The following is a 6,229-nucleotide window of genomic DNA, read 5'->3' on the forward strand; positions in this document are numbered from 1 at the left end:
CCCGCCACCTGCACGGCCTGGCCCTGATTCACATAGGCAGCCACAACAGCCAGCATGTTCACCTCGGGCAAGCTTGCTACGGCGGTGTCCATCGGCAGCAACAGCGGATCCAGCTGCTCGCGCGGCGGGATGCTCTCGGCCTTGGCCTGCTCGAAGATGCACTCTAGTTGCTCCAGGGTCAGCATCCGCTCGTACGGATAGCTGGCCACCTGGGTACGGCGCAACTGGGTCACGTGAGCGCCACAGCCCAGCACTTCACCCAGATCATCCACCAGAGAGCGGATGTAGGTGCCTTTGCTGCAGTGCACTTCAAGGCGCACTTCATCACCTTCAAAGCTCAGCAGTTTGAGCTCGAATACAGTGATGGGACGGGCTTCACGCTCGATCTCGATGCCTTCGCGGGCATATTCGTAGAGCGGACGGCCGTTGTGCTTGAGCGCGGAGTACATGGACGGCACCTGCATGATGGGGCCGCGGAACTGGTCCAGCGCCTCGATCAGGGTACCGACAGCAACGTTCACCGGACGGGTGGAGACCACCTCACCATCGGAGTCGCTGGTGTTGGTGCGCTCGCCCAGTTTGGCGGTCACCTCATAGCGTTTGTCCGCTTCCAGCAGATACTGGGAGAACTTGGTGGCCTCACCGAGGCAGATCGGCAGCATGCCGGTCGCCAGCGGATCCAGTGCGCCGGTGTGACCGGCCTTGGCGGCGTTGTAGATGCGCTTGACCTTCTGCAACACATCGTTGGAGGTCAGGCCGGTCGGCTTGTCCAGCAGCAGAATGCCGTGCACATCACGGCCCTTGAAACGACGTCTTCGGGTCATCTCAGGCTTTATCCTCAGTCGTGTCATCCGGTGCGGATTCAGCTTCTTCGTCACGGCCGGATTCGGCCATGCGACGCTTGTCTTCACGCACAGTGTTGGTCACCAGGTTGGAGAGACGCATCCCCTCGACCAGGGTCTGGTCGTAGTAGAAACGCAGCTCGGGCACCACGCGCAGACGCATGGCGCTGCCCAGCAGACTACGGATATATCCGGCTGCTTCGGTCAGACCCTGCAAGCCTTCCTTGATGCGCTCGGCATCATTTTCCAGCTGCAAGAAGGTGACGTAAATCTTGGCATAGTTGAGGTCACGGGACACTTCCACATCGGAAACGGTCACCATGCCGATGCGCGGGTCTTTCACCTCGCGCTGCAGGATCAGCGCAATTTCACGCTGGATCTGCTGTCCGACCCGACGGGTCCGGCTGAATTCTCTGGCCATATTCTATCCTGCGATAAAAGGGGGCCTCGGCCCCCTATTTTGTCTAACTCTCGGCTTACAGAGTCCGTTGGATTTCAACAGTCTCGTAAACTTCGATCTGGTCGCCTTCGCGCACGTCGTTGTAGTTCTTGACCGCGATACCACACTCGTAGCCGTTGCGAACTTCGTTGACGTCATCCTTGAAGCGGCGCAGGGATTCCAGCTCGCCTTCATAGATGACCACGTTGTCACGCAGAACGCGGATACGGTTGGAACGCTTGACCACACCTTCGGTAACCATACAGCCGGCAACGGCGCCGAACTTCGGAGACTTGAAGACGCTACGCACTTCAGCCAGACCGATGATTTCCTGACGATACTCAGGGGCCAGCTTGCCGCTCATGGCCTGCTTCACTTCGTCGATCAGGTCATAGATGACGGAGTAGTAACGCAGATCCAGGCTCTCGGATTCGATGACCTTGCGCGCAGATGCGTCGGCACGGACGTTGAAACCAACCAGGATGGCGCTGGAAGCAGCAGCCAGGGTCGCGTCGGTTTCGGTGATACCACCTACGCCGGAACCCACGATCTTCACCTTCACTTCGTCGGTGGAGAGTTTGACCAGCGCATCGCAGATCGCTTCCACAGAACCTTGTACGTCGGCCTTGATCACCACGTTCACTTCGGACACTTCGCCCTCGGTCATGTTGGCGAACATGTTTTCCAGCTTGGCCTTCTGCTGGCGAGCCAGCTTGACTTCGCGGAACTTGCCCTGACGATAGAGCGCCACTTCACGGGCTTTCTTCTCGTCACGGACAACTGTGGCTTCGTCACCGGCAGAGGGAACGCCGGACAGACCCAGAATTTCCACCGGCAGGGACGGACCCGCTTCCTTGATCTCGCGACCCAGTTCGTCACGCATGGCGCGAACACGGCCGTACTCGAGACCACACAGAACGATGTCGCCCTGACGCAGAGTACCTTCTTGTACCAGTACGGTCGCAACCGGACCACGACCTTTATCCAGGAAGGATTCGATCACCACGCCGTTGGCCATGCCATCAACCACCGCTTTCAGCTCCAGTACTTCGGCCTGGATCAGGATGGCTTCCAGCAGGTCGTCGATGCCTTCGCCAGACTTGGCGGACACGTGCACGAACTGGCAGTCTCCACCCCAATCTTCGGACATGACGTTGTAACGGGCCAGTTCGGTCTTGACGCGATCCGGATCCGCTTCCGGCTTGTCGATCTTGTTGACCGCAACAACCAGCGGCACACCGGCCGCCTTGGCGTGCTGGATAGCTTCGATGGTTTGCGGCATCACGCCGTCGTCAGCTGCAACAACCAGAACAACGATATCGGTCGCCTTGGCACCACGAGCACGCATGGAGGTAAACGCCGCGTGACCCGGGGTATCCAGGAAGGTGATCATGCCACTGTCGGTCTGGACGTGGTAAGCACCGATATGCTGGGTAATACCACCGGCTTCGCCAGCAGCAACCTTGGCTTTACGAATGTAGTCGAGCAGCGAGGTCTTACCGTGGTCAACGTGACCCATGATGGTCACGACCGGTGCGCGCGGCTTGGCTTCGGAGGTCTCGTCACGATCGGACAGTACCGCCTCTTCCAGCTCGTTCTCACGACGCAACACAACCTTGTGACCCATCTCCTCGGCGACCAGCTGAGCGGTCTCCTGATCGATCACCTGGTTGATGGTGGCCATGGCACCCATCTTCATCATCACCTTGATGACTTCAACGCCCTTGACGGCCATCTTGTTGGCCAGCTCGGCCACAGTGATGGTCTCGCCGATGACGACGTCGCGGTTCACCACGGCAGCCGGCTTGTTGAAGCCGTGCTTCATGGCGTTCGGCATGGCGACCTTGCCGCGCTTGCCTTTGCGGGCACGCGGGTTGCGAGAGTCGCGATCATCTTCACGACGACCGGCTTTCTTCGGTGCCTTGGCAGCTGCGGCAGTGCGGCGGCTGGTCTCTTCTTTCCGATCCAACTCGTCTTCTGCGGCTTGCGCATGCTTGTTGGTGGTCAGATGGTAGTCGCTGCTCTCTTTGGCGCGAGCGGCCTCTTCTTCAGCCCAGCGGGCTGCGTTCTGTTCCGCCATGAGACGAGCCTCTTCGGCTTTCTTCGCGGCGAGTTCTTCAGCTTTTTTCAAAGCTGTTTGTTCCTGTTGGCGCTTCAGTTCTTCTGCTTCGCGCTTGGCCATCTTTTCTGCCTCTTGCTGAGCTGTGCTACTGGCTGCTTTGGCGGGCTGTGAAGCCTGTCGAGCCTTTGATTGTGCCTCGATCCGCGCCTTTTCCTCAGCTTCACGACGAGCCTGCTCAGCCTCACGGCGAGCCTTCTCTTCAGCTTCGAGGCGAGCCTTCTCTTCGGCCTCGCGACGAGCTTTTTCTTCTGCTTCCAAACGCGCTGTTTCCTCGGCTTCCGCCTGACGCTGTTCATCTTCCAGCGCCGAGCGTCTTACATAGGTGCGAGACTTGCGCACTTCTACCTGCACTTCCTTGTTCTTGCCGCCAGTCCCCTGAACACTGATGGTGCTCTTGGTCTTGCGCTGCAAGGTCATGCGGGCAGGAGCGGCGACCTCGTCACCTCCATGCTGTTTCTTCAGGTGTGCCAGCAGAGCCTGTTTCTCAGACTCGCTGACCATGTCGTCGGCCTTGCTCTTGCTGATACCGGCATCGACAAACTGCTGGAGAAGACGATCAACCGGTGTGTCGATGTCAGTGGCAAGTTGTTTGACTGATACTTCTGCCATTCATTTTCCTCCGTTTGATCTTACTCGGACTGCTCTTCTCCGAACCAACAGATATTGCGAGCAGCCATAATGAGCTCACCTGCCTTCTCGGCAGTCAGCCCTTCAATATCAGCAAGGTCATCGATACCTTGCTCAGCCAAATCTTCCAGGGTGCCAACGCCACGGCCCGCCAGAGCGTAAGCCAGTTCGCGGCTCAGACCGTTCAGATTGAGCAGCTCTTCGGACGGCTCAACGCCATCGAAAGACTCTTCTTTGGCCAGTGCCTTGGTAGTCAGGGCATCTTTGGCGCGCTTGCGCAGCTCTTCGACCATGTCTTCATCCAGACCGTCGATAGCCAGCAGCTCGTTGACCGGTACAAAGGCGATCTCTTCCAGGGTAGAGAAGCCCTCTTCCATCAGCAGACCGGCGAAATCGTCGTCGATGTCCAGGGTGCTGGTGAACAGGTTCATGATGCGGTCGTTTTCGGCCTGGTGCTTGGCACGCATGTCCTCAACGGTCATCACGTTCAGCTCCCAACCGGTCAGCTGGGAGGCCAGACGCACGTTCTGACCATTGCGACCGATGGCCTGAGCCAGGTTGGCAGCTTCCACGGCGATATCCATGGTGTGGTTGTCTTCATCAACTATGATGGAGGCCACATCGGCAGGTGCCATGGCATTGATCACGTACTGGGCCGGGTTGTCATCGTACAGCACGATGTCGGCACGCTCACCGCTCAGCTCGGCGGAGACAGCTTGCACACGGGCACCACGCATACCGATACAGGCACCGATCGGGTCGATACGACGATCGTTGGTCTTCACCGCGATCTTGGCGCGGGAACCCGGATCACGGGCAGCGCCCATGATTTCGATCATCTCTTCACCGATCTCCGGTACTTCGATACGGAACAGCTCTTTCAGGAAGTCCGGGCTGGAACGGCTGACAAACAGCTGGGAACCACGGGCTTCCGGGCGTACTGCGTAGAGCAGGCCACGGACACGGTCGCCCGGGCGGAAGGTTTCACGCGGCAGCATGTCATCACGGAAGATCACGGCTTCAGCATTGCTGCCCAGATCCAGGATGACGTTGTCGCGGTTGCTCTTCTTGACCACACCACTGATGATGGTGCCTTCTTTATCTTTAAACTGATCAACTACTTGTGAACGCTCGGCTTCGCGCACTTTTTGCACGATAACCTGCTTGGCGGTCTGGGTAGTGATACGGTCGAAGGTCACAGAGTCGATCTGGTCTTCAACATACTCACCGATCTGGATCTCCGGCTGATCAATCTGCGCCGCTTCCAGGGTGATTTCAGCATAGGGGTTCTCCATCGCGGCTTGATCCGCAATGACTACCCAGCGGCGATAAGTGTCGTAGTCACCGGTCTTGCGATCGATTTCGACCCGAACTTCAATCTCGCCTTCATATTTCTTCTTGGTCGCAGTCGCCAGTGCGGTTTCCAGAGCCTGGAAGATCTTCTCGCGGGGTACCGCTTTCTCGTTGGATACTGCGTCAACGACCAGCAAAATCTCTTTATTCATATCCGATAGCCTCGTTAACCAAAGTTCGGCACTATGTTCGCTTTTTGGATATTGGTGAAAGCCAACACGTCGTCCTTACCATCTACTGTCAGGGTGATCATGTCGCCTTGCACAGCTTTGATTACGCCTTTGAACTTGCGGCGGTTGTTTGTTGCCATCCGAAGCGTTACCGCCGCCTCTTGGCCAACGTATTTTTCGAAATGGGCAACCTTGAACAGGGGACGATCCAGGCCTGGGGAGGACACCTCGAGGTAGTACTCCTCGGTGATGGGATCTTCGACGTCCATGATGGCGCCAACCTGATGGCTGACCTCAGCACAGTTCTCGACAGTCACACCCTGCTCGCCGTCGATATAGACACGCAAGGTGGAGTGTTTACCCGCACGGATAAACTCAATACCCCAAAGTTCAAAACCCAAGGCAACGACCGGAGCCTCGAGCAGATCGGTCAAACGTTGTTCCAACGTAGCCAAAGTCACCCTCCGAAAAACAAAAAAAGGGCATAAAGCCCAGATAGATATCGATTCAGAGTAAATTGCACATAACAAAAAGCCCCGATGTCAAATCGGGGCTTGGCGCTTTACCCTGATTGTCGCCTCGCAGCGACCGCCTTCCTGAGCGTAGGAAATGCGTGAAATTTGGTTGCGGGGGCCGGATTTGAACCGACGACCTTCGGGTTATGAGCCCGACGAGC

5 protein-coding genes are annotated in these 6,229 nt (G+C 57.5%); all 5 read right to left on the reverse strand.

Annotated features, from left to right (window positions below; translation table 11 throughout):
- The coding region (gene truB / locus AACS18_RS22665; RefSeq protein ID WP_108613387.1) for a tRNA pseudouridine(55) synthase TruB at window positions 1-824 on the reverse strand (824 nt) is incomplete at its 3' end.
- A 1-nt stretch (window position 825) separates the two neighbouring features.
- Window positions 826-1,263 (reverse strand): 30S ribosome-binding factor RbfA, encoded by a 438-nt coding sequence (rbfA, locus tag AACS18_RS22670; RefSeq protein WP_005338799.1) that lies wholly within the window; start codon window positions 1,261-1,263, stop codon window positions 826-828.
- A 55-nt stretch (window positions 1,264-1,318) separates the two neighbouring features.
- Window positions 1,319-4,012: a translation initiation factor IF-2 gene (infB, locus tag AACS18_RS22675; protein WP_005338806.1), complete on the reverse strand. Its 2,694-nt coding sequence runs from the start codon at window positions 4,010-4,012 to the stop codon at window positions 1,319-1,321.
- Between the two features lie 20 nt (window positions 4,013-4,032).
- The gene (nusA, locus tag AACS18_RS22680; RefSeq protein WP_005338808.1) at window positions 4,033-5,535 is read right to left on the reverse strand and encodes a transcription termination factor NusA; all 1,503 of its coding nucleotides are present in this window, start codon (window positions 5,533-5,535) and stop codon (window positions 4,033-4,035) included.
- Between the two features lie 14 nt (window positions 5,536-5,549).
- A complete protein-coding gene (rimP, locus tag AACS18_RS22685; RefSeq protein ID WP_005338809.1) occupies window positions 5,550-6,008 on the reverse strand; it encodes a ribosome maturation factor RimP in 459 nt (152 codons plus the stop codon).
- Window positions 6,009-6,229: the final 221 nt, after the last annotated feature.

Source organism: Aeromonas sp. HMWF015, from assembly GCF_963878965.1.
Taxonomy (GTDB): domain Bacteria; phylum Pseudomonadota; class Gammaproteobacteria; order Enterobacterales; family Aeromonadaceae; genus Aeromonas; species Aeromonas veronii.